Origin of the sequence: Arcobacter sp. L (assembly GCF_000284235.1) — a bacterium.
GTDB classification, from domain to species: domain Bacteria; phylum Campylobacterota; class Campylobacteria; order Campylobacterales; family Arcobacteraceae; genus Aliarcobacter; species Aliarcobacter defluvii.
The window spans coordinates 2,317,677-2,339,686 of sequence record NC_017192.1 but is presented as its reverse complement, the minus strand read 5'-3'; the positions used below and the strand labels follow the sequence as shown (position 1 = coordinate 2,339,686).

Genomic DNA, 22,010 nt, shown 5'->3' with positions numbered 1-22,010 from the left:
AATAGGTAGTAAAAGGGGCCTATAGCTCAGCTGGCTAGAGCGCTCGACTGATAATCGTGAGGTCTCAGGTTCAAGTCCTGATAGGCCCACCATTAAATAATCTAGAAAGATTAATTTAGGTTGGGGAATTAGCTCAGCTGGGAGAGCGCCTGCTTTGCACGCAGGAGGTCAGCGGTTCGATCCCGCTATTCTCCACCACCTATTAAGAGTAAATGCGTAATAATTAATTTATAGAGTGATAAAGAAGTTAAATATAAGTTCAAAGGATATTGAATTTATATTTGATTTTCGAATCAAAATGATATTTAAAAATATAATGTTAAAGTCTTTAATTTTTTCGTAAGAATTAGATAACAGAAATGTTAAATAATTTAAAACAAAAAAAATTTCATATCTAAGAAATTAGATAGAACACAACATTATTTTATTGGATATATTTTAAATAATATGTTTAATAAGATAGTAGCCAAAGAATATTATCAAAAAGCGATAGAGTTTAACTCTATTTATTAATAAGCTATTAAGGGCTAATGGTGGATGCCTAGACTGTAAGAGGCGATGAAAGACGTATTAGGCTGCGATAAGCCTCGGGGAGCTGCCAAAGAGCTTTGATCCGGGGATTTCTGAATGGGGCAACCCAGTATATAGAGATATATATTACCCTACGGGGAGCTAACCTGGTGAAGTGAAACATCTCAGTAGCCAGAGGAAGAGAAATCAAACGAGATTCCGTCAGTAGCGGCGAGCGAAAGCGGATTAGGACAAACCCAATGCTTGCATTGGGGGTTGTAGGACCATAATGTGAGACTAAAGAGGATAGATGAAATACTTGGAAAAGTGTAGCATAGAAGGTGAAACTCCTGTAATTTAAATTCTCAATAGCTCTAATGGTATCCTGAGTAGGTCGGAACACGTGATATTTTGACTGAAACTGGGGGGACCACCCTCCAATCCTAAATACTACTTACAGATCGATAGTGAACAAGTACCGTGAGGGAAAGGTGAAAAGTACTCCAGCGAGGAGAGTGAAATAGAACCTGAAACCATTAGCTTACAATCATTCAGAGCCCTATGATTTATCAGGGTGATGGACTGCCTTTTGCATAATGAGCCTGCGAGTTGTGGTATCTGGCAAGGTTAAGTCAAGTACGAAGCCGTAGCGAAAGCGAGTCTTAATAGGGCGAATTAGTCAGATGCTGCAGACCCGAAACGAAGTGATCTATCCATGAGCAGGTTGAAGCTGGTGTAAGAGCCAGTGGAGGACCGAACCGATAGGCGTTGAAAAGTCTCCGGATGACTTGTGGATAGGGGTGAAAGGCCAATCAAACTTCGTGATAGCTGGTTCTCTCCGAAATATATTTAGGTATAGCCTTGTGTTGTAGCATATGGGGGTAGAGCACTGAATGGGCTAGGGCTGCTTACCGCGGTACCAAACCCTATCAAACTATGAATACCATATGTGGAATCACAGGAGTCAGGCGGTGGGTGATAAAATCAATCGTCGAGAGGGGAACAACCCAGACTAACAGCTAAGGTCCCTAAGTTACATCTAAGTGGAAAACGATGTGGAGTTACTGTGACAACCAGGAGGTTGGCTTAGAAGCAGCCATCCTTTAAAGAAAGCGTAACAGCTCACTGGTCTAGTGATTCTGCGCGGAAAATATAACGGGGCTAAGATGTACACCGAAGCTTTAGATTCAATTTTAATTGAGTGGTAGGAGAGCGTTCTATTCAGCGTAGAAGATGTACCGGTAAGGAGCGTTGGAGCGGATAGAAGTGAGCATGCAGGCATGAGTAGCGATAATTGAGGTGAGAATCCTCAACGCCGAAAACCCAAGGTTTCCTACGCGATGCTCGTCATCGTAGGGTTAGTCGGGACCTAAGTCGAGTCCGAAAGGGGTAGACGATGGCAAATTGATTAATATTTCAATACCAACATATAAGCGCGATGTGGGGACGCATAGAGTTAATCGAGGTCACTGATGGAATAGTGGCTCGAAGGACGTAGGCTGTTACTTAGGCAAATCCGGGTAACGTTAGGCCGAGATCTTACAGGCTCTTGACACTCTTCGGAGGAGATGGAGAATCGATGATACTGTCGTGCCAAGAAAAGCCACTAAGTATATTATATGTTGCCCGTACCGTAAACCGACACAGGTGGGTGGGATGAGTATTCTAAGGCGCGTGGAAGAACCCTGGTTAAGGAACTCTGCAAACTAGCACCGTATCTTCGGTATAAGGTGTGCCTACTATTGTATATGGACTTGCTCCAAAAAGCGATAGAGGTTGCAACAAAGAGTCCCTCCCGACTGTTTACCAAAAACACAGCACTTTGCTAACACGTAAGTGGATGTATAAGGTGTGACGCCTGCCCGGTGCTCGAAGGTTAACTGATGATGTCAGCGCAAGCGAAGCATTTGATTGAAGCCCGAGTAAACGGCGGCCGTAACTATAACGGTCCTAAGGTAGCGAAATTCCTTGTCGGTTAAATACCGACCTGCATGAATGGCGTAACGAGATGGGAGCTGTCTCAACCAGGGATCCAGTGAAATTGTAGTGGAGGTGAAAATTCCTCCTACCCGCGGAAAGACGGAAAGACCCCGTGCACCTTTACTACAGCTTGACACTGTAGCTTGGATATTCATGTGCAGGATAGGTGGGAGGCTATGATATATGGACGCAAGTACATATGGAGCCATCCTTGAGATACCACCCTTGAATATTTGAGTTACTAACTGCGTACAATTATCTTGTATCAGGACAATGTCTGGTGGGTAGTTTGACTGGGGCGGTCGCCTCCTAAAAAGTAACGGAGGCTTACAAAGGTTAGTTCATGGCGGATGGAAATCGCCAGTTGAGTATAATGGCATAAACTAGCTTGACTGTGAGACATACAAGTCGAACAGAGACGAAAGTCGGTCATAGTGATCCGGTGGTTCTGTGTGGAAGGGCCATCGCTCAAAGGATAAAAGGTACGCCGGGGATAACAGGCTGATCTCCCCCAAGAGCTCACATCGACGGGGAGGTTTGGCACCTCGATGTCGGCTCATCGCATCCTGGGGCTGAAGTAGGTCCCAAGGGTATGGCTGTTCGCCATTTAAAGCGGTACGCGAGCTGGGTTCAGAACGTCGTGAGACAGTTCGGTCCCTATCTTCCGTGGGCGTAGGAAAGTTGAAGAGATTTGTCCCTAGTACGAGAGGACCGGGATGAACGTACCACTGGTGTACCAATTGTTCTGCCAAGAGCATCGTTGGGTAGCTACGTACGGATGTGATAAGAGCTGAAAGCATCTAAGCTCGAAGCCAACTCTAAGATTAACTTTCCCTGAAGTTCCCAGCAAGACTAGCTGGTTGATAGGCTGGATGTGTAAGCGTTGTAAGGCGTTTAGCTGACCAGTACTAATAGAACGTTTGGCTTATTTTAAACAATTCTTTGGTTTACTATCTTATTAAATATATTTCTTATATTTAATATATATTGTGAAAAGACTTTAACATTATTTTTCTTAACTCCTAAACGAGTTGAGTGTAAAGAGTATTTACATATTGAATCTTTCTTTATGTTTCTTCTTACTTTTTTCACTCAACTTTGCTGGTGGCTATAGAGAAGTGGAAATACCCAGTCCCATTCCGAACCTGGAAGTCAAGCACTTCATCGCCGATAATACTGCCGGGTCCCCTGGTGGAAACGTAGGCCGCTGCCAGCTCTTGAGTTTTTTATTTACCAAGCTTTTACTAATTTGAACTTCTTTACAGTTCCTCTTAGCAAAAGCTTTTTTTTTACCCCTCTATCCTCTCATCCTTTCTTGGTTTTTCCCCTTTATCCTTTTATTTGGTTTGTTTATTTCCTCTTGTTTATTCACTTATGTTATAATAAATAAAAACTAGGAATAAAATTGAATAATAATCAAAATAATCCATTACATGGAATTAAATTAGAAATGATAATAAATTCTTTGGTTGATAACTATGGCTGGGATGAATTAGGTAAAAAGATTAATATTAATTGTTTCAATTATGAACCAAGTGTTAAATCTTCTTTAAAATTTCTTAGAAAAACTCCATGGGCGAGAGAAAAAGTTGAAAAGCTTTATTTATCAATGATAAATAAATGAATTTATTATATAAATTCTTTAATTTCACTCTAAAGAGAAATATTAATATAAATTATATTACTATTACAAACTTTAAAATATTAGGATAATTTATGATTAGAAAAATAGATATAAATAGTGAAGAATTTCAAATTGAATTAGAATTAACAAAACAATTTACAGATAAGGTTTTAGAAGAGCATAATCTTGTGTATAATCCAGATGATGAAGTTAATGAATCTATACAAATGGGATTAACAAGAAATAAATTAATTTATGGAAAAAGATTTTGTCCTTGTTTTATGGTTATTGGAGAAACATTAGAAGAACAAGAAAAAAGTGAAAATAGACTTTGTCCATGTACTCCAGCATTAACTAAAGAAATACCACTTAAAGGTTCATGTCACTGTGGAATTTATTGTACAAAAGAAAAAGCAGAAGAAACAAAAAATGAACTTAGTATGCACGATGCAATTGCAACACATTCAAGAGGATTAACAAAAGATGAGTGCGAAAAATTATTGCTTAAAGAAGAAATTAATTCTCAAGAGTTAGAATCATTACTTGAAGCAAGAGAATTAGGTTTCGTAAAATTTAATTTAGTTGATACAAGAGAATGGATGGAATGGGTTGGAACAAGAATAAAAGGAACAGATTATTTAATACCTACAACGTCATTTTATCATGCACTTGAAAGAATTAATAACCAAAAAGATATTCCTGTTATTGTTTATTGTCATAGTGGAAGTAGAAGTGCATATTGTCAAAGAATAATGCTTGATTTGGGATTTAAATCAGTTGCAAATTTAGACTATGGAATTTCTTCTTATGGTGGAGAAAGAGAGAGTGGAGATAATTAACATTTAAAGAAATGTATCTTAGTCATAAGATACATTTTCTTTAAAATCATCAGAATACTTTTTTAATAAGTGCATAATTGAGATAAAAAAGGTCACCATTGCAGGACCAATAATCATTCCCCAAAAACCAAATGTTGAAAGACCAGCAACTATTGCAAAGAAAATCAATAATTCATTTACGCTAGTAGGTGTTTTTACTACTTTTTTATTTATATATTTTATTATCATTGGTTTTACAAATGTATCTGCAAATATTGAGATTACAACTATAGAATAAATCGCAATAATAAAAGCATTTGTTATTGAATTTGTTGTTGCTTCATAGATTACAATTGGAAGCCACATTATTACTCCACCAATGACTGGAATTAAAGATGCAAATCCATATAAAACTCCAAATAGTAATCCATCATAATTAAAAAAAGTTAAGAAAAAACCAAATAAAAAACCTTCAAATATTGCAGTAACTAAAATTGAGTATAAAACAACTGTCATTACATTTGATGATTCACTAAATAAAATTACTGAATCTTCTTTTTTAATTGGTAATAGTTCTTTTATGAAAGTTAAAAGAGGGGTAGAATAAAGGGTAAAGAAGAAGAAAAATATTAAAATCATTACCATATCAATCATAAATTTAGCAGAATTCTTTCCTAAATAAGCACTAATAGCAAATATGTCTTGTACAGTTTTTCCTACATCAATTTTTGAACTAAGATTATCTAAAAAATTATTCATAAAGGCTAGATTTACAGATTTCTCTTGTATAAAAGTTTTTATATCATCCAAATTTCTTACTAATAGTTCTTGATCAACTTGATTGAAAAAATTAATAAATGAAAAAATACAATATAAAATAGGAATAAAAAATAGTGCAGCAAGTGCAATTGTAATAAATGATGTAGCAGCAATTCTACTTCTTGATTTTTTTTCTAAAAAAAGTGTTAAAGAACTAGTTGCAACAGTTAATAATATTGATACAAGAATAGCTTTTAAAAATGGATTGAATAACTCAACCATAAAAAATATCATTACAATTGCAATTGCAACTATAAAATAGACAGCTTTCAAAATAGCTTTCCTTGAGTTAAATCATCATCTAATTTTTGATTTCCTGGATATGAAAGTCTAAACATTTCATATGTTTTTATACTTGCTACTCTTCCTCTGGCCGTTCTTTCTATATATCCATTTGCAAGTAAATAAGGCTCAATTGCATCTTCAATTGTACCTTCGTCTTCACTAAGTGCTGCTGCAATTGTAGAAAGTCCCATAGGTTTTCCTCTATTTGAAATTAGAAGTTCTAGTAAATTTATATCCATTTCATCAAATCCACTTTCATTTACCCCTAATTCATCTAAAGCATATTTACATCTTTCTATATGAACTAATTTTTCATTTTCTACTTCAGAAAAATCTCTTACTCGTCTTAACAGCCTCAATGCAACTCTGGGTGTACCTCTACTTCTTTTTGATATTTCTAATGATGCATCATCTTCGCAAAATTTCCCTAGCTTAATTGAAGCTTTTTGAATGATTTTTGCTAACTCTTCGTGCGTATAAAATTGCATTCTAAAATGCATACCAAATCTTTCTCTTAGAGGATTTGAAAGCATTCCTGCACGTGTAGTTGCTCCAATTAGAGTAAATCTTGGTAAATCTATTTTTACAGTTTGAGCAGCTGGTCCTGAACCAATTATTATATCTAATCTATAATCTTCCATAGCTGGATAAAGGATTTCTTCTACAGCAGGACTAAGTCTATGAATCTCATCAATAAATAAAATATCACCTTCTTCAAGATTAGTTAAAATTGCAGCTAAATCTCCACTTTTTTCTATCATAGGTCCAGCTGTGATTTTTATATTAGTATTCATTTCATTTGATATTAAATATGATAAAGTTGTTTTACCAAGTCCAGGAGGTCCATAAAATAATATATGATCTAGTGCTTCTTTTCTTTTTTTAGATGCATCAATAAAAACTCTTAGATTTTTCTTGATTTTTTCTTGACCAATATAATCATCCCAGTTTGAAGGACGTAGATTTACTTCTGTACTTTCTTCTTCAAATGATATTTGTTCAACTTCTACTAATCTTTCCATTTATATTAATACTCTTCATTTTTTGATGGAAATGAGCTATTTTGTACATCATTTCTATATTGATTCACTGCTTCTTTTACAAGTTCTGCCCCATTTAAATAGTGTCTTACAAATTTTGGTTTAAACTCTTCAAAAAATCCTAACATATCCGACCAAACTAGAACTTGACCATCAGTTACATTTCCTGCACCAATCCCAATTATAGGGATATTTACAGCTTCAGTGATTTTTTTTGCAACATCACTCATAACTCCTTCTACAACAATTGAAAAAGCTCCAGCTTTTTCAACTGCAATTGCATCACGAATTAACTGTTCTTCATCCTCTTTTGATTTTCCTCTGACTTTATATCCACCTTCGCTTCTTACATATTGAGGCATCAATCCTATATGTCCCATTACAGCAATAGAATTTGAAGTTAGATGTTTTATAATATCAGCTCTATCTTCTCCACCTTCTATTTTAACTGCTGCTGCATTTGTTTGTCTATATATTTCTATACAGTTTTTTAATGCTTCATCTTTATTTATGTAAGTTCCAAATGGCATATCTGTAATTACAAAGGCTTTTTGTGCTCCTGTACAAACTGCATTTGTATGATATATCATTTGTTCTAAAGTTGCAGAAAGTGTATCAGGACGTCCAGCAAAACTCATATTAAGGCTATCTCCTACAAGAATCATATCTGCTATTTCTTCAAATAATTTTGCAAAAAGTGCATCATAAGCTGTAATAACAGTTAATTTTTTTTGATTTTTTGATTTTTTGATTTTTGTTATGTTCATTTTTTCAAAATCATTTTTTATTATGCTCATTTTTTTTCCTAATATCTGTTAATAACTTTTTATGATTATATCTAAAACAAACTTTTTTAATAAAAATTTTAATATTTGCTATAAAAAATAAAAATTTAAAGAACTTGTAAATATCTGTTTCGTTAGAATTATAGATACAAAACTCAAAATAAACTAAAAAAGTATTCTTATGAACAATGAAACAAATATTCAACAACATTTAGCAGAGCAAACAATTATGTTTGCAAGTATTACAAAATGGATTTTTTTATCCTCTTTAATTGGTGCTTTAGTAGGAGTAGTTGTATCTTTATTTTTAAAACTTTTAACATATTGTGAAAATTCAAGATCATTACTTCCTTTTGATTATTATTATACATTACCTTTTGCTTTAGCAATAACAGTTTTTGTTGTAAAAAAATTTGCTCCAAGTGCTCAAGGGCATGGAACAGAAAAGGTAATTGAAGCAATTCACAAAAATTCTGGAAAGATTAATGTAAGTGTTGTACCAACTAAACTTTTTGCAACGGTTCTTACAATTTTTTCAGGAGGTTCAGTTGGAAAAGAGGGACCTGGAGCGCAAATTGGTGCATCATTAGCTTCATTTATTGCAATGAAACTAAGATTTTCTGCAAGAGATAGAAAAAAAATTGTAATTTGTGGAATTAGTGCTGGATTTGCATCTGTTTTTGGAACACCACTTGCAGGAGCAATTTTTGGAGTGGAAATATTGATTGTTGGTGGTTTAATGTATGATATTTTATTACCTTCAATAGTTGCAGGATTTTCTGCTTTTTTTGTTGCAAAAATGTTAGGTATAAGTTACACATATTTTAATATAGCGTTTTATTCAAATTTTGATTTTAATTATGTATTGATTTCAAAAGTTATAATTGCAGGAATCTTTTTTGGATTGGTTGCAGATTTTATAATTACAGCATTGAGTACTTTTCATAAATACATTAGTGCAATAAAAATGAATTATATTTTAAAAGCATTTTTAGGTGGAATTTTTATAGTAGTTTTAACATTAGTTGTTGGAGAACATTATTTAGGAATAGGTTTCCAAACTATAAAAGATGCTTTATCAACGGATAAAATGATAAATGAAAATATTCCTTGGTATACCTTTGTATTAAAAACAATTTTTACCTCATTAACTTTGTCTTTTGGTGGAAGTGGTGGGGTTATAACTCCAATTTTTTATGTTGGTGCAACAAGTGGTAATTTTTTTGGATATTTAGTTGATGGATATATTCCATTATTTGCTGCCTTGGGTTTTGTTAGTGTCTTAGCAGGAACAACAAGTGCTCCAATTGCTGCAATGATTATGTCAGTTGAACTTTTTGGTATGGATGTTGGTCATTATGCTGCAATTTCAATTATTATTGCATTTTTAATGACAGGGCATAGAAGTGTTTTCCCTTCACAAGTTTTATCAATGAAAAAATCAGAAGCTATAAATGTAAAATTAGGTGATGATATAGAAAATACACAAATGACATATACAACAAGATTTTTTATAAATATTCAAAGAATATTCAACTTGATAGTTAAAAAAAATTTAAAAAATACAGAAGATAATAAAAATAAGTAATTAATAGTTTAAAAGTAGATTTTGGATAAAATATTTAAAAATTAAACATAGGGTTAGCATTTTGAAAAAATTAGTAGGTTATATTACATCATCACTACCAAGCAATAATTTTACTATTGATTTAGCTTATAGTATGAAAGAATCAGGTGTTGATATTTTAGAGTTAGGAATTCCTTTTTCTGATCCTGTTGCAGATGGTCCAGTTATTGAAAAAGCAAATTTAATTGCTTTAAATAATGGCTTTAAGTTAAAAGATTTATTTGAAGTATCTTCTAAAATTGGACAAGATATTGATACTTTATGGATGGGGTATATGAATCCATTTTATCATTATGGAATGGAAAAATTCTTACAAAAAGCAGAAGAATATAATATTCAAGGAACAATTATTCCTGATCTTCCTTTTGAAATGGTTCAAAATTATGAAAATTTATTTGTTAAATATAATAAAACAAATATTTCATTTGTTGCACCTACAGATAGTGAAGAAAGAATTAAGCAATTAGTATCAAATGCAAAAAAATTTATTTATATGGTTGCTTATGCTGGAATAACAGGAAGTGGTCAAAAAGAGGATTTGTCTTTAATTATTCAAAATGTAAAAAAATATTCACAAACTCCGCTTTATATTGGTTTTGGTGTTGATGAAAAAACATGTAAAGAAAAAGTTAATGGTGTTGATGGCGTAATTGTAGGAAGTGCATTTGTAAAACATATTATTGATGATAGTTTATCAAATGAAGAAAAAATAAAAAAGATTTCTTTAGTGGCAAAAGAGATAAAAGATAAAATTAACGAATAAATTATGCATATTTTAAATCAAGACGTTGAATTTTTAGAAGAGAATAGAACTTGTTCTTATTTTGATGAAAAGCTTTCAGATATTAGATATAGATATATATATTCTTGTTCTACTGAACTTTATCAAAAAATGCTAGAAAGAGGCTGGAGAAGATTTGGAAGAATGCATTTTGTTCCAGAATGTAAAACTTGTGATAAATGTGTTTCTATGAGAATAGATGTTGAAAATTATAAATTCTCAAAATCTGAAAAAAGAGTTATCTCAAAAAATAAAGATACAAAACTTTATATAAGACCACCATCTCTTACTATGGAACATTTAAATTTATATGATAAATATCATAGATTTATGAATGATAAAAAAAATTGGCCATATACAGCAATTGAACCTGAAGATTATTCTAAATCTTATGTTGAAGCTACAGAAAATTATGCAAAAGAATTTTTATATGTAAGAGATGATAAGTTAATAGGTGTTGCTTTGGTGGATATTTTACCTCAATCAATTTCTGCAATTTATTGTTACTATGATCATGATTATTCTGATTTATCAATTGGAAAATTTTCTATTTTAGCACAAATAAAAATTGCAAAAGAACTTAAAATACCGTATATATATTTAGGTTATTGGATACAAAATCATTTTTCAATGGGATATAAAGAAGCTTATACACCTTTTGAGATTTTAAAAAACAGAGCTTCTTTAAATGAAACACCTATTTGGAAAAAAAATGAAATATAATATCGTTGTAATAATAAGTATTATAATTTGTGCTATAATCTCTTGGATTTTTAGTTATTATTTAGCATTAGTTGTAGTTGGTGAAAGTAGTGCTTTTTTTAAAATAGCACAATTAATTGTAGTAATAATTTCAATGACAACTTTTTATGCTCCAATAAAATATATATTAATTAAATTTATGAATCTTGAAAAAGAAGAAAGAGAGAAAAATGAATAGATACTTAGTATCTTTTTTAATATTAACTGCTACTTTATTTGCAGAAACTGCAACATTAAATGAAGAAAAAACAATTGAAGATAATGTAGTTTTAACTGAACCATACAATCCAAATGTTGATTGTTTAATATTAGAAGATGAAAATTCAATTATATGTAAGTTTGAAGTTATTAGAGATCCTATAAATGAGCAACTAATAACGATTAATTGGATAAGTCCAACAGGTGAAATCTCAAGAAGTAGAGAAATGATAATTCCAGCTGGAGATAGCTCTGCTTATGATTATAGATATATTGATGGTAGAGAAAATGGAAAATGGGATTTTAGAATAATTTATAATGGAAAAGAGTATTCATCTCAATTTGAATTGAAATAAATACTTTTTATTTACTAATTAAGTAAAGAGTCTCTCTTAACTTATTAGTAATTTTGTTATGTTATATGTAAAAAAAGACATAATCCACGCAGTTGATGTTGTAAAAATAAATAAGTACCATAAATATTTCCAATTTCCTGCCTCTTTTACAAATACCATAGAAGCTGCTAAACAAGGTAAATAAATCATTATAAATACAATAAATGACATTGCTGAAGCAAATGGAATATTGTTTTTTATTTTTTCTATTAAACTATCAGAAGTTTCGTCATTTTCTCCACCTAATCCATAAAGAATTGATAATGTTGAAACAACTATTTCTTTTGCTGCAAGTCCTGTTTCAAGAGCTACAGACATCTTCCAATCAAATCCTAAAGGTCTAAATAGTGGTTCACTAAACTTACCAATATATCCTAAATAAGAATTTTCAAGATTATATAAACTTAATTCATTTTGTAAATTGAGTTTTTCTTCTTCATTTGTAGTTAGTTCTATTTTTTTGTTAAACGATTCCTCAATATCAAGATGTTTTGGATAGTTACTTGCAAACCAAATAAGTAAAGAAGCTGCTAAAATATAAGTTCCTGCTTTTTTTAAATACATCATAGCTTGATTTGAAACAGTATGCCAAATCAATTTAAATGATGGAAGTCTATATTTTGGCATCTCCATAACAAAAGGTTCATCTTCACTTTTAAATACAACAATTTTTAATATTTTAGCTGCAAATAAACCTAAAATAGCACCACAAATATAAATTAAAAATAATACATTTCCTGCATTATGTTCTCCAAAAAAAGCTCCTACAAAAAGTACATAAATAGGAAGTCTTGCCCCACATGACATGAAGCCAATGATAAATAAAGTTAATAATCTATCTTTTTCATTTTTTAAAGTTCGTGCAGCCATATATGCAGGAACTGAACAACCAAAACCAGTTACCAATGGGATAAAAGATTTTCCATGAAGTCCAAATTTATGGAAAAACCCATCAAGTAAAAAAGCAACTCTACTCATATAACCTGTTGTTTCAAGCAAAGCAATTCCAAAAAATAGTATAACTATATTAGGTAAAAATAAAATTACTGAACCAACTCCTGCAATTATTCCATCACCTATAATAGAAGAAAGTTGATTTTCTCCTAAAATTTGTTTTGTATTATTGATAATACTTGCAAAAAAAGCATCAATTAAATCCATAGGAATATTTCCTATTTCAAAAGTTAGTTGAAATAATCCCCACATTAAAAATAGAAAAATTGGAAGACCAAAAAATTTGTGAATTAAGAAAGAATCAAACTTTTCAGTTAAAGTTTTTTCTTTACTAGAATCTTGTTTTACAGTTTCTGTAACTGCACCTTTTGCAAAAGCAAATTTTTCATCATTGAATATATCTTCTATATTTTTCGTTCCAAAGTGAATGTATAAATGTTTAAATGCTTCATTTAAAATAGGTTGTAGTTTTATCCAAATAGGATCTTCACTAAAAAGTTTATAAGTTTGTTTATCTTCCTTTAAAAGTTTTATAGCAAGTTGTCTGTAAGTTTGATTTGTTTTATAATTACATTCATTTAATAACTTTATGATTGTTTCTATCTCTTCTTCTATAACATCAGAAAAAAATAGTTTTGTCGGAAGTTTTTCATTCTCAAATTTATTTACAATTTCATCTAAAAGATTTTTTATTCCTATTTTTTTTGCTGCACTTGTTTTTATACAAGGTTTACCCAAAATTTTACTTAATTGAATTTCGTCTATAAAAATTGATTCTTTTTCAGCTTCATCACTCATATTAAGTGCAATAATCATCTTTTTATCTAAAGCTAATAATTCTGATGTTAAAAGTAGATTTCTTTGTAAATTTGTAGAATCCAACACATTTAAAATAATATCATAAGGAGAATTATCCAAAAATTCTTTAGTAACTTTTTCTTCTAAAGTATAGTTATTTAAAGAATAAGCACCAGGTAAATCAATAATTTGAATTTGATAATTTTTGTATTCTAAAAAAACTTCTTCTTTTGCAACTGTTACTCCCGAAAAATTTCCAACTTTTAATCTAGCATTTGATAAAGAATTAATAAGCATAGATTTACCAACATTAGGTTGACCTACTAATGCTATAGTTATGACATTAGTTTGCATATTTAACCTCTATTTTTGAAGCTTCACTTAATCTTAATGCTATTTTTGATTGGTTTACTTTTATTTCGATTGTACTTTTTGTAAGAGTTAGACCTTCGATTGTTACAATTACACCTTTTGTTATGCCAAAAGAGTATAATCTATTCTTTAAGATATTATCACAATTAATTGCAACAATTTCAACAGTTTCATTTAATTTTAATTCATCTAAAGTCATTTTTTTCCTCATTTAGGATTAATAATGATTATTATAATATAATTAGCCTTTCTTATAGTTAAGTATGATAAATGCTTGATTGTAATTTTGGTTTACTTTGGATATACTATTAACTCGCTATAAAATTTTTAAGGGTGATTTTTATGCTAAATGAAAATAATAATAATGCAGAAATAATTGATGAACTAAAAAAGATTGTTAAACAAAAAGGATTAAAATATACTGAACAAAGAGAGATTGTTTTAAGTATATTATTACATGCAAAAGAACATTTAACAGCAGAAGAGATTTATAATCAAATTAAAAAAGATTACTCTGATTCTAATATTGGAATTGCTACAGTTTATAGAGCACTTAGTTTTTTAGAAGAAGTTGATTTAATTACATCAATAACTTTTGGAACAGATGGAAAAAAATATGAAAGTAATGCAAAATCTCATCATGATCATCTAATTTGTACTAATTGTGGCAAAATAGTTGAGTTTATTGATGATGAAATTGAAAAAAGACAAGATAAGATTGCTAAGAAAAATAAATTTAAAATATCAAGTCATTCAATGCAACTTTATGGAGTTTGTGAAAATTGTCAAGAGTCATAGTATATTAAGGTTTCTTAATATACTATTTTTTAATCTAGATATAATTTTTATAAAATTTCTGCTTTTATTTCATTAACCCAGTTTTCAATTCTCTCTTCAGTTAAATCACTTTGATTATCTTCATCTATTACTAATCCAACAAATTTAGTGTCAATTTGAGCTTTTGAACCATCATGATAATAACCTTCAGTTGAAGTAAATCCTATAACTTTTGCTCCACTAGATTTAATTTGTTCGTAGATAATTCCTAAAGCACTACAAAATTCATCACTATAACTTTCTTGATCTCCTAACCCAAAAAGAGCAACAGTTTTATTTGATAAATCTAATTTAGAAAAATCTCCCCAAGCGTCTTCCCAATCATCATTTAATTCACCATCCCCCCAAGTAGAACCACCAAAAATAAGTTTATCATATTCATTTATTTTATCTATTTTTGTTCCTGCTAAATCAAATACTTCAATATCCCCAAGTTTTGAAGCAATTTTATTTGCTATCTCTTCAGAATTTCCTGTACTACTTGCAAAAAATATAGCTGTTGCCATTTGTCATATTCTCCTAATTATTTTTTATTATTGATCTTAAAGAGTAAGGAATAGCTTTTATTTGATACTCTTCATTTTTTAATTCGTCCACATAAACAGGTATTTGTTTAGTAAATTCATTGTTCTTTGGATAGGCTAAATATATTTGAAAATATTCACCTTTTTTTATAGATTTTATTGCACCTTTTAATTCATCTTTTATATTTGGTTTTTTAACTTCTATATCTTTCCAAGATGTATAAATTTTAAGTCCAACAAAATCTTTTGATTTAATGCAAATAGAATCTCCTAAATCAATTACTGTTTTGTCTATGTGGAGTTTTTTTATCTTTTTTAATACAAATTCATGAAATAATAAATGTTTATCAATTAATAATTGTAAATTGTTATTTGTAAAACAAATTGAAATTAATTTTGCAATAGGTAATAATTGTTTGTTTGAAATAAAAAGAGATGTTTTTTTATTAGGATTTAAATAATTGTTAATTATCTTCGTAGAATTAATACAGAATTTAAAATGTCTATTATTTTTATTTTGAACTTTTATGAAACTTGTAGGAAGTAAATTTTTTATTTTATAAGAAAATGCACTTTCTAATTGATAGTTTGATAATTTTCTTTGTTCATATTTTGAAAAATGACAATAAGAATCCAAAATATTATTGCTAAGATTTAAAAATAATTGTCTTAATCTATTTACAGAATTAAATTCATCAAAATCCTTTGGTAAATACTCTTCTTTTTGAGAAAAGCCTATTAAATTTTTTTCTAACATTTTAATTCCTTGTCACATTTTGCATAACATTCATTACAATCTTTTATTCCCATGATTTTTACATATTCATCATATACGCATGAGATTGATCTTTTTGCACAAATAAAAGGTATATTTTTCTTTTTTGCTTCATTTTTATATTTCAGCATTGTATTATGATTTAAAAAAGATGTAAGCATTACTATACAATCAGTATCTTGTGGAACTTTTTTCTTGGGAGCTGAAGATTTTTTTCTTGCATCCCAATGATTAATAGTTTTTGCACCTAAATCAGTAAGCATTGATGAAATTTGAGAGATTTGGTCTCCTCCAATAATTAGAATACTCATTTTAAATCCTTTTAACAAGTGCAACCAGTAGGTTTTACTAAATTTTTTTTATTTTTTATTTCCATACAATCAAACATAATGCATCCTTTATATTGATAATCATTATTGAAATATTATAGAAAGTAAACTTAAAATATAATTAATATTAAGAATGATTATCAATAAAATGTAAAAGATTAAATAATGTTGTAATTTATGATGGAAAGTTATATATGAAAATTAAAAATTTAAAAAAGGATAATAACTAGGAAAATCCTAGTTAAAAGTTTCTATACATCTATTTTTTTGAGTTCTCTTATAATTGCAGCTATTTCTTGAGAATATTCTCTAGCTTCTCTACTATTATATTTCCATCCACCATTATAACTGCTCCATACTTTTGTCCAGTCATTTTTGTGGATTTTTTGCCAATAAGTTAATTCATCAATTGCATTTTTAGTTGCAAATTTAAAATCAGAAATTAATTTTGTTGCTAACATATTTCTATTCCATGCAGTATCTTTTGCATTTTGTCTACTAATAACAGTTTTTATATTAGCTTGGTATAAACCAAAATCTTTTGAATCCAAGTTAACCATCACTTTCCCTAGTCCTGACTCTTTAATTGCTATAGCCATTAATGAGTAACTAAGACCATGAGCTTGACCTTGTTTTTTTATCTCTTTAAGTGTTTCAATTTCGTCTTGCGTTAAGTTTTTTATATCAAAATCTGATGCAAAAACATTAGAAATAAATAGTAGAATAAGTAGTATTGCTCTTAATCTCAATGCTTTCTCCTTTGTTTTTTCTTTAAATAAAGTAGCCGATTATACAAAAAATTTATAAAATTGTCAAATATTACTATATTTTGCTTGTTTTTTTAGGATTGATTAATAATTTATTTAGTTAATTAAAACTATAATTCCAAAAAAATTTATGAGAATAAAAAGACATTGGAAAAGAAAGAATTTAAGAAAATAATTAAAGAGATAGGGTTTTCTTCTCAAGGTAAATTTGCAGAAGAAATAGGTGTAAAAGCAACGACTTTTACAACATATAAAGTGATTCCGACACATATAAAAAGGATTACAAAATTAGCTTTATTAGCTAAACAAAATGGAGTGAGTTTAGAAGAAATAAGAAATTCACTTAAGGTAGATTAGAGAGAATCTCTAATCTTTAAAGAAAATATTTATTATAAACCTATGTTTATATATTTTCTAACTTTTTTCATCTCTTCAAAATCAAATTTAGATTCAATTTTAGTTTTTAAATCATCTTTTATCACATTTCCAAATGGACTTATAATTGCACTTCCTTTTGCCATATTATCATCTGCACTGTTGCATGCAATTACAAAACATTGATTTACAAGAGCTAATGCTTTTGAAATTGATTCATAGTGATCTTTTCTTTTTATTCCCCACATTGCTGGATTTAAAATAATATCTGCACCTTTTACTTTTTCCCAAAGTTCTGGAAATCTTAATTCAAAACAAATAAGTGTTGCTATTTTTAAACCATTTATTTCAATTATTTTTATATCTTCAAAATTTCCTGAACTAAAATATTCAAGTTCATCTCCTAATGGAAATAGTTTATATTTTGCTTGAGTATGAATAATTTTTTGATTATGAAAAATATATAAAGTGTTATAAAAATTTCCATCTTTTTTTGTAATAAATGTTAAAGCTATGATTTTATCGATACTAAGTTCATTTATTTCATCTATTGCTTTTAAAGAAAAATTTGATGCCTCTTCCATTCTATCATAAGAAAATCCACTTAAAGCTAGCTCTGGTGCTAAAATCAAAGAGTTATTTTCACATGAATTTATTAATTCTTTTAAATTATTAAGATTTTCTTGAAAATTGTTTGATGTTTTAATTTGTAGTGCTATTAATTTCATTTATTACCTCATTTAAAATATTTTCGACTGCAACTTTATAACTAACAGCTGTTGCATAACTTGTAGCTTCATATTTTGTCACAATAACAGAATTTGTGTTTGAAGCACGAATCAAAGCAAAACCATACTCAAAATTTATTCTAAGACCATCAATTTTAACTATATCTTTGATTATAGGAAAACCTCTTTGAATAGTTTTTAGTTTTTCATCTATTTTTTTTATGATTAAAAATTTATCTTTTTCATTTACATTTATTTCAATATTTGAACTTGTATAAACTTTTGGAAGTTTATCTAGTTCAACATCAAGATTTATTCCTTCATATAAAAGTTCTAATACTCTAAATGTTGCATAAATTGCATCATCATAACCATAATATCTATCATTAAAAAATATATGTCCTGAAACTTCAGCTGCTAAATCAGCATTTAACTCTTTTAGTTTTAGTCTTAAATTTGAATAACCAGTTTTATTCATAATTGTTTTTGCTTCATGATTTAACTCTTCAAAAATATTTTGTGAATATGTTACTTCTCCAATAATAACTGGATTTTTCATAGTCTTTGAAAAAAGTAGGGCTAACATATCGCCTTTTATATTATATTTTTGAGTTAACACGGCAATTCTATCTGCATCTCCATCATAGGCAAAACCTAAATTATAATCATCAATCAATAAAGCTTTTAAATCTTCTAGATTTTTTTCATTTGTTGGGTCTGGATGATGATTTGGAAACTCTCCATCTGGATTTAGATGAATTCCTTTATAATTTAGATTTAATTTATCTAAAATATCACATAAAACAGTATTTGCAACTCCATTTCCACAATCAACAATAAAAGGAATTTTAAAATCTTTTAGGTGAGAAAACTGTTTAACCATAAAATCTATATATAAATTTTTAGCATCAATTTCAAAAAAATCAAAATTATCTGGAATTTGTATATTTGTATTTTTTGCTATTTTTTCATATAAAGCTAAAAGTTCATCACCAAAAAATGGTTCGTTATTTATAGTGATTTTAAATCCATTATATTTTTTGGCATTATGACTTCCCGTAATCATAATCGAAGCTGTTGGTTTTATTTTTTCATTGTTTATTAAAAATTCTTGAAAAGAGGCAAAATAGTTAACTCCAGTTGCAACTAGACCAATATTTAAAACTTTACAACCTGAGAGATTAATTCCAGAAATCAATCCATTAAAAAGCATTTGAGAGTGAGTTCTTACATCATAACCAACAACTATATATGGCATAGTTTTTGTTTTTTCTTTTATATGAAGTCCTAGATAATAACCAATTAATTTGGCATTTTCATAGGTTAAATCAACATTTACTATGCCACGAATATCATATTGTCTAAAAATTGTTTTGCTTATCATTCTTTTTCTAACTTTAATAAAAAATTGTTTTTTTCATCAATTGAAAATTTAACTTCATCTAAAATTACCCTAAAACTTGGAACTAAAATATCTATCATATTTTGTAAAGTTGCATTTGAAACAGCTTTTGATAACTTTTCATCTTCAAGTTTTTTAGCTATTTCATCACAACTTATAGTTTTTCCATAAGGAATATTTAGTAATTCTTTCCAAACTTTTATCTGAAAAGGAGAACCAACAAGTTGTAGTGGAATTTCAAATGTTTTTCGTTGTTTGTTTAAATATTCATTTAATTGAATTTTTAAAATTTCAAAAGCTTCACAGTTTCCTGGAATTACATCTGCGTTTAATGTATTTTTTAAAACTTCAATTTTTGCTTCAATATGAAAAGGTGTAAATGAAGATAGTATTACAATCCCTTTTTTAGATGCAGCTGCAAACATTTCACCTAAAGGTGTTGAAAAAGTCGTTGTAACAATAACTTCTTTTGTTTCAAAATTATATTTTCTCATGGCGGAATTTTAACATAATCATATATAAGATATAATTTTAGATGTTAAAAAATATCAATAAAAATATAAAAATTTTGTATGTTGAAGATGATGAAATCGCAAGAGAAAATGGGATTGAGTATCTAGAAAATTTTTTTGAAACTATATATGAAGCAAGTGATGCGATAATTGCTTTGCAACTTTATGAAAAATACAAACCAGATATTATAATAACAGATATTCAAATGCCAAAATTAAATGGTTTAGAATTTGTAAAAAGAATAAGACAAAAAGATAAAAAAACACAAATTATTGTTATTACAGCATTTTGTGATAAAGAGTATTTATTAAAAGCAATTGAGCTTCAACTTGTAAAATACCTTGTAAAACCTGTAAAGGAAAAAGAGTTTGAAGAGGCATTGTTTTTATGTGTTAATTCATTAAAAGATGATGTTTCAAATATTGTACAAATTGATAATGAAATATATTTTGATACATTTAATAAAAATTTAGTAATAAATAATGAAATAGTAAAATTAAGAGCAAAAGAGATTTTATTTTTAGAATTACTAATAAAAAACAAAAATAGATATGTAACTTATGAAGAGATTGAAAACTATGTTTGGGCGGATAGTGTTATGACAAAAGATGCTTTAAAAACATTAGTTAAAAACATAAAAACAAAAATTCCAAAAGATTTGATTTTAAATCTTACAAATAGTGGTTATAAAATAAATGTTTGAAATAAATACAATTCTCTTTTATGGAATAACTTTTGGAATATTAATTATGACAATTGTATATACATTTGTTAGATATTTGTATTCAAAAGAGATATTTTATATTAGTTATTGTTTTATGCAAATTTTCTCTTTGATTTTTATAATCTCATATAGTAAACTTTTTGAAATAAATATTCTTGTCCAAGAGTTTTCTTTAGTTATTGCTTCTATATTCGCTGTTATATTTGCAATAAATTATTATGAAGGAAATTTTTTTCCAAAAATTACAAATTTTAAAGAGCTTGTATTTAATACTTTTTTATTAAATGTTGTTATTTTAACGGCATTTTATCACTATATTTTATTTGAATATTTACCTTATACAATTATTTATGCCATTTTATTTATCTCTTTAATTTTTAATTTAAAGCAAGGTTTCAAACCCGCACTTATTTATGTAATTGGTTGGTCAATTTTTTGTATTTTGCTTTTCATTTTTGATTTTAAAAATCTTTATAATCAAATGGGATATTTTGATTTAGTTTTAGTGGTTTTTGCAATTGAAGCTATGCTTTTTACGATTTCAATTGCATATAAATATAATGATTTAAAAATACAAAATAAAAACTTTGAGAAGATGGTTTTACAACAATCAAAATTTGTAAAATCTGGAGAAATGATAGCAAATATTACTCACCAATTTAGACAACCCTTAAACAATATTTCATATATTTTAATAAATTTAAAAAAGAGATTTGAAAGTAAAAATTTAGATGAAATCTATTTTGATAAAAAAATAAATCAAGCAAATGAACAAGTAGTTTTTTTATCAAAAACAATAGATGATTTTAAAGAGTTTTATGTTGAATCAAAAGAAAAAGTTTTATTTAGTGTAAAAGAAGCTATAAATAATGCAATAACTATATTAAGTGCAGATTTAAAAAGTAATAATATACAGTTAGAAGTGAATTTTGAAACTTTTGAAGATATTCAGATTTTTGGAGTTAAAAATGAACTTTCACAAGTTGTTTTTTCTTTAGTTTCAAATTCAATTGATGTTTTAAAAAATATAAAAAATCCAAAAATAAAAATAGATATTTTTTGTGATTCTGCTGAGGTTAAAATAACTGTTTTAGATAATGCTGGTGGAATAAAAACAAAAAATATAAAAAAGATTTTTGAACCATATTTTACGACAAAAGAGCTAGGAACTGGACTTGGACTTTATTTAGTAAAAATGATTATAGAAGAGAGTTTTTCTGGGAAGATTTTAGTTGAAAATAAAAAAGAGGGCGCTTATTTTTCCCTCTTTTTTGAAAAAGCTATTTAG

At 28.5% G+C, this 22,010-nt stretch carries 23 protein-coding genes, 2 tRNA genes and 2 rRNA genes; 15 read left to right on the top strand and 12 right to left on the bottom strand.

All coding sequences use genetic code 11. The features are described from left to right. Positions 1-15 precede the first annotated feature (15 nt). The 6 genes from ABLL_RS11535 to ABLL_RS11510 all read left to right on the top strand — a co-directional run bounded on the left by ABLL_RS11535 (position 16) and on the right by ABLL_RS11510 (position 4,953). Positions 16-92 (top strand) — tRNA-Ile (locus ABLL_RS11535). Positions 93-122: 30 nt separating this feature from the next. Then, a tRNA-Ala gene (locus ABLL_RS11530) sits at positions 123-198 on the top strand. Between the two features lie 312 nt (positions 199-510). Beyond that, positions 511-3,423 (top strand): 23S ribosomal RNA (locus tag ABLL_RS11525). A gap of 167 nt (positions 3,424-3,590) precedes the next feature. Beyond that, a 5S ribosomal RNA gene (gene rrf / locus ABLL_RS11520) occupies positions 3,591-3,706 on the top strand. A 189-nt stretch (positions 3,707-3,895) separates the two neighbouring features. Continuing rightward, the gene (locus ABLL_RS11515) at positions 3,896-4,114 is read left to right on the top strand and encodes a VF530 family DNA-binding protein (RefSeq protein ID WP_014474984.1); all 219 of its coding nucleotides are present in this window, start codon (positions 3,896-3,898) and stop codon (positions 4,112-4,114) included. A gap of 92 nt (positions 4,115-4,206) precedes the next feature. Continuing rightward, complete coding sequence (locus ABLL_RS11510; RefSeq protein WP_014474983.1) at positions 4,207-4,953, top strand: ferredoxin-thioredoxin reductase catalytic domain-containing protein; 747 nt, start codon at positions 4,207-4,209, stop codon at positions 4,951-4,953. Positions 4,954-4,971: 18 nt separating this feature from the next. Here the strand turns inward: ABLL_RS11510 and ABLL_RS11505 are convergent, their stop codons facing one another. The 3 genes from ABLL_RS11505 to panB are packed head-to-tail and all read right to left on the bottom strand — an operon-like array spanning position 4,972 to position 7,873. Continuing rightward, positions 4,972-6,024: an AI-2E family transporter gene (locus tag ABLL_RS11505; protein ID WP_014474982.1), complete on the bottom strand. Its 1,053-nt coding sequence runs from the start codon at positions 6,022-6,024 to the stop codon at positions 4,972-4,974. After that, positions 6,021-7,058, bottom strand: coding sequence for a Holliday junction branch migration DNA helicase RuvB (ruvB, locus tag ABLL_RS11500; RefSeq protein WP_014474981.1), 1,038 nt, complete (start codon positions 7,056-7,058; stop codon positions 6,021-6,023). Before ruvB ends, ABLL_RS11505 begins: the two co-directional genes overlap by 4 nt. Before the next feature lie 5 nt (positions 7,059-7,063). Next, a complete protein-coding gene (gene panB, locus ABLL_RS11495) occupies positions 7,064-7,873 on the bottom strand; it encodes a 3-methyl-2-oxobutanoate hydroxymethyltransferase (protein WP_014474980.1) in 810 nt (269 codons plus the stop codon). A 169-nt stretch (positions 7,874-8,042) separates the two neighbouring features. Between panB and ABLL_RS11485 the strand changes: the two genes are divergently transcribed. The 5 genes from ABLL_RS11485 to ABLL_RS11465 all read left to right on the top strand — a co-directional run bounded on the left by ABLL_RS11485 (position 8,043) and on the right by ABLL_RS11465 (position 11,585). Next, positions 8,043-9,449 carry a chloride channel protein gene (locus ABLL_RS11485; protein WP_014474979.1) on the top strand — a complete coding sequence of 469 codons (1,407 nt, stop codon included), beginning with the start codon at positions 8,043-8,045 and terminating at the stop codon, positions 9,447-9,449. Positions 9,450-9,510: 61 nt separating this feature from the next. Beyond that, positions 9,511-10,251: a tryptophan synthase subunit alpha gene (gene trpA / locus ABLL_RS11480; RefSeq protein ID WP_014474978.1), complete on the top strand. Its 741-nt coding sequence runs from the start codon at positions 9,511-9,513 to the stop codon at positions 10,249-10,251. Positions 10,252-10,254: 3 nt separating this feature from the next. After that, on the top strand, positions 10,255-10,992 hold the full coding sequence (locus ABLL_RS11475) for an arginyltransferase (protein WP_014474977.1): 738 nt from the start codon (positions 10,255-10,257) through the stop codon (positions 10,990-10,992). Next, positions 10,982-11,209 (top strand): hypothetical protein, encoded by a 228-nt coding sequence (locus ABLL_RS11470; RefSeq protein WP_041654881.1) that lies wholly within the window; start codon positions 10,982-10,984, stop codon positions 11,207-11,209. Before ABLL_RS11475 ends, ABLL_RS11470 begins: the two co-directional genes overlap by 11 nt. Next, positions 11,202-11,585: a hypothetical protein gene (locus tag ABLL_RS11465; protein ID WP_014474976.1), complete on the top strand. Its 384-nt coding sequence runs from the start codon at positions 11,202-11,204 to the stop codon at positions 11,583-11,585. The genes ABLL_RS11470 and ABLL_RS11465 overlap by 8 nt, the downstream gene beginning before the upstream one ends. Before the next feature lie 36 nt (positions 11,586-11,621). On the opposite strand, the gene feoB is transcribed toward ABLL_RS11465, so the two are convergent. Together feoB and ABLL_RS11455 are read right to left on the bottom strand one after the other, a co-directional pair. Further along, entirely contained in the window at positions 11,622-13,730 is a 2,109-nt protein-coding gene (gene feoB, locus ABLL_RS11460) for a ferrous iron transport protein B (protein WP_014474975.1), read from the bottom strand. Further along, positions 13,720-13,947 (bottom strand): FeoA family protein, encoded by a 228-nt coding sequence (locus tag ABLL_RS11455; RefSeq protein ID WP_014474974.1) that lies wholly within the window; start codon positions 13,945-13,947, stop codon positions 13,720-13,722. Before ABLL_RS11455 ends, feoB begins: the two co-directional genes overlap by 11 nt. 143 nt (positions 13,948-14,090) lie before the next feature. Here ABLL_RS11455 and ABLL_RS11450 point away from each other — a divergent pair, with 143 nt between their 5' ends. Continuing rightward, positions 14,091-14,546 (top strand): Fur family transcriptional regulator, encoded by a 456-nt coding sequence (locus tag ABLL_RS11450; protein ID WP_014474973.1) that lies wholly within the window; start codon positions 14,091-14,093, stop codon positions 14,544-14,546. 47 nt (positions 14,547-14,593) lie between these two features. Here the strand turns inward: ABLL_RS11450 and ABLL_RS11445 are convergent, their stop codons facing one another. The 4 genes from ABLL_RS11445 to ABLL_RS11430 form a co-directional block, all read right to left on the bottom strand. Continuing rightward, positions 14,594-15,091, bottom strand: coding sequence for a flavodoxin (locus ABLL_RS11445; RefSeq protein ID WP_014474972.1), 498 nt, complete (start codon positions 15,089-15,091; stop codon positions 14,594-14,596). Positions 15,092-15,104: 13 nt separating this feature from the next. Beyond that, positions 15,105-15,866, bottom strand: a complete 762-nt coding sequence (locus ABLL_RS11440; RefSeq protein ID WP_014474971.1) for a hypothetical protein — start codon at positions 15,864-15,866, stop codon at positions 15,105-15,107. Next, positions 15,860-16,195 carry a DUF2325 domain-containing protein gene (locus ABLL_RS11435; RefSeq protein ID WP_014474970.1) on the bottom strand — a complete coding sequence of 112 codons (336 nt, stop codon included), beginning with the start codon at positions 16,193-16,195 and terminating at the stop codon, positions 15,860-15,862. Before ABLL_RS11435 ends, ABLL_RS11440 begins: the two co-directional genes overlap by 7 nt. 269 nt (positions 16,196-16,464) lie before the next feature. Beyond that, positions 16,465-16,962, bottom strand: coding sequence for a transglycosylase SLT domain-containing protein (locus tag ABLL_RS11430; protein WP_014474969.1), 498 nt, complete (start codon positions 16,960-16,962; stop codon positions 16,465-16,467). A gap of 165 nt (positions 16,963-17,127) precedes the next feature. Here ABLL_RS11430 and ABLL_RS11425 point away from each other — a divergent pair, with 165 nt between their 5' ends. Continuing rightward, on the top strand, positions 17,128-17,337 hold the full coding sequence (locus ABLL_RS11425; protein WP_014474968.1) for a hypothetical protein: 210 nt from the start codon (positions 17,128-17,130) through the stop codon (positions 17,335-17,337). Between the two features lie 32 nt (positions 17,338-17,369). Here the strand turns inward: ABLL_RS11425 and ABLL_RS11420 are convergent, their stop codons facing one another. Genes ABLL_RS11420 through ABLL_RS11410 form a run of 3 tightly spaced genes read right to left on the bottom strand, consistent with a single transcriptional unit; the run spans position 17,370 to position 19,979 of the window. After that, the gene (locus ABLL_RS11420) at positions 17,370-18,083 is read right to left on the bottom strand and encodes a carbon-nitrogen hydrolase family protein (protein WP_014474967.1); all 714 of its coding nucleotides are present in this window, start codon (positions 18,081-18,083) and stop codon (positions 17,370-17,372) included. Next, positions 18,058-19,467: a phosphomannomutase/phosphoglucomutase gene (locus tag ABLL_RS11415; RefSeq protein WP_014474966.1), complete on the bottom strand. Its 1,410-nt coding sequence runs from the start codon at positions 19,465-19,467 to the stop codon at positions 18,058-18,060. The genes ABLL_RS11420 and ABLL_RS11415 overlap by 26 nt, the downstream gene beginning before the upstream one ends. Then, positions 19,464-19,979 carry a methylated-DNA--[protein]-cysteine S-methyltransferase gene (locus ABLL_RS11410; RefSeq protein WP_014474965.1) on the bottom strand — a complete coding sequence of 172 codons (516 nt, stop codon included), beginning with the start codon at positions 19,977-19,979 and terminating at the stop codon, positions 19,464-19,466. The genes ABLL_RS11415 and ABLL_RS11410 overlap by 4 nt, the downstream gene beginning before the upstream one ends. A 41-nt stretch (positions 19,980-20,020) precedes the next feature. Between ABLL_RS11410 and ABLL_RS11405 the strand changes: the two genes are divergently transcribed. Both ABLL_RS11405 and ABLL_RS11400 read left to right on the top strand, forming a co-directional pair. Beyond that, positions 20,021-20,701: a response regulator transcription factor gene (locus ABLL_RS11405; protein WP_014474964.1), complete on the top strand. Its 681-nt coding sequence runs from the start codon at positions 20,021-20,023 to the stop codon at positions 20,699-20,701. After that, positions 20,694-22,010 (top strand): HAMP domain-containing sensor histidine kinase, encoded by a 1,317-nt coding sequence (locus ABLL_RS11400; protein ID WP_014474963.1) that lies wholly within the window; start codon positions 20,694-20,696, stop codon positions 22,008-22,010. Before ABLL_RS11405 ends, ABLL_RS11400 begins: the two co-directional genes overlap by 8 nt.

Coding starts and splice junctions, on each gene's coding strand:
- feoB (WP_014474975.1), bottom strand. CDS start 13,730: ATGCAAACTAATGTCATAACTATAGCATTAGTAGGTCAACCTAATGTT.
- ABLL_RS11415 (WP_014474966.1), bottom strand. CDS start 19,467: ATGATAAGCAAAACAATTTTTAGACAATATGATATTCGTGGCATAGTA.
- panB (WP_014474980.1), bottom strand. CDS start 7,873: ATGAGCATAATAAAAAATGATTTTGAAAAAATGAACATAACAAAAATC.
- ABLL_RS11440 (WP_014474971.1), bottom strand. CDS start 15,866: ATGTTAGAAAAAAATTTAATAGGCTTTTCTCAAAAAGAAGAGTATTTA.
- ABLL_RS11410 (WP_014474965.1), bottom strand. CDS start 19,979: ATGAGAAAATATAATTTTGAAACAAAAGAAGTTATTGTTACAACGACT.
- ABLL_RS11470 (WP_041654881.1), top strand. CDS start 10,982: ATGAAATATAATATCGTTGTAATAATAAGTATTATAATTTGTGCTATA.
- ABLL_RS11435 (WP_014474970.1), bottom strand. CDS start 16,195: ATGAGTATTCTAATTATTGGAGGAGACCAAATCTCTCAAATTTCATCA.
- ABLL_RS11485 (WP_014474979.1), top strand. CDS start 8,043: ATGAACAATGAAACAAATATTCAACAACATTTAGCAGAGCAAACAATT.
- ABLL_RS11400 (WP_014474963.1), top strand. CDS start 20,694: ATGTTTGAAATAAATACAATTCTCTTTTATGGAATAACTTTTGGAATA.
- ABLL_RS11450 (WP_014474973.1), top strand. CDS start 14,091: ATGCTAAATGAAAATAATAATAATGCAGAAATAATTGATGAACTAAAA.
- ABLL_RS11510 (WP_014474983.1), top strand. CDS start 4,207: ATGATTAGAAAAATAGATATAAATAGTGAAGAATTTCAAATTGAATTA.
- ABLL_RS11455 (WP_014474974.1), bottom strand. CDS start 13,947: ATGACTTTAGATGAATTAAAATTAAATGAAACTGTTGAAATTGTTGCA.
- ruvB (WP_014474981.1), bottom strand. CDS start 7,058: ATGGAAAGATTAGTAGAAGTTGAACAAATATCATTTGAAGAAGAAAGT.
- ABLL_RS11465 (WP_014474976.1), top strand. CDS start 11,202: ATGAATAGATACTTAGTATCTTTTTTAATATTAACTGCTACTTTATTT.
- ABLL_RS11420 (WP_014474967.1), bottom strand. CDS start 18,083: ATGAAATTAATAGCACTACAAATTAAAACATCAAACAATTTTCAAGAA.
- ABLL_RS11475 (WP_014474977.1), top strand. CDS start 10,255: ATGCATATTTTAAATCAAGACGTTGAATTTTTAGAAGAGAATAGAACT.
- ABLL_RS11405 (WP_014474964.1), top strand. CDS start 20,021: ATGTTAAAAAATATCAATAAAAATATAAAAATTTTGTATGTTGAAGAT.
- ABLL_RS11445 (WP_014474972.1), bottom strand. CDS start 15,091: ATGGCAACAGCTATATTTTTTGCAAGTAGTACAGGAAATTCTGAAGAG.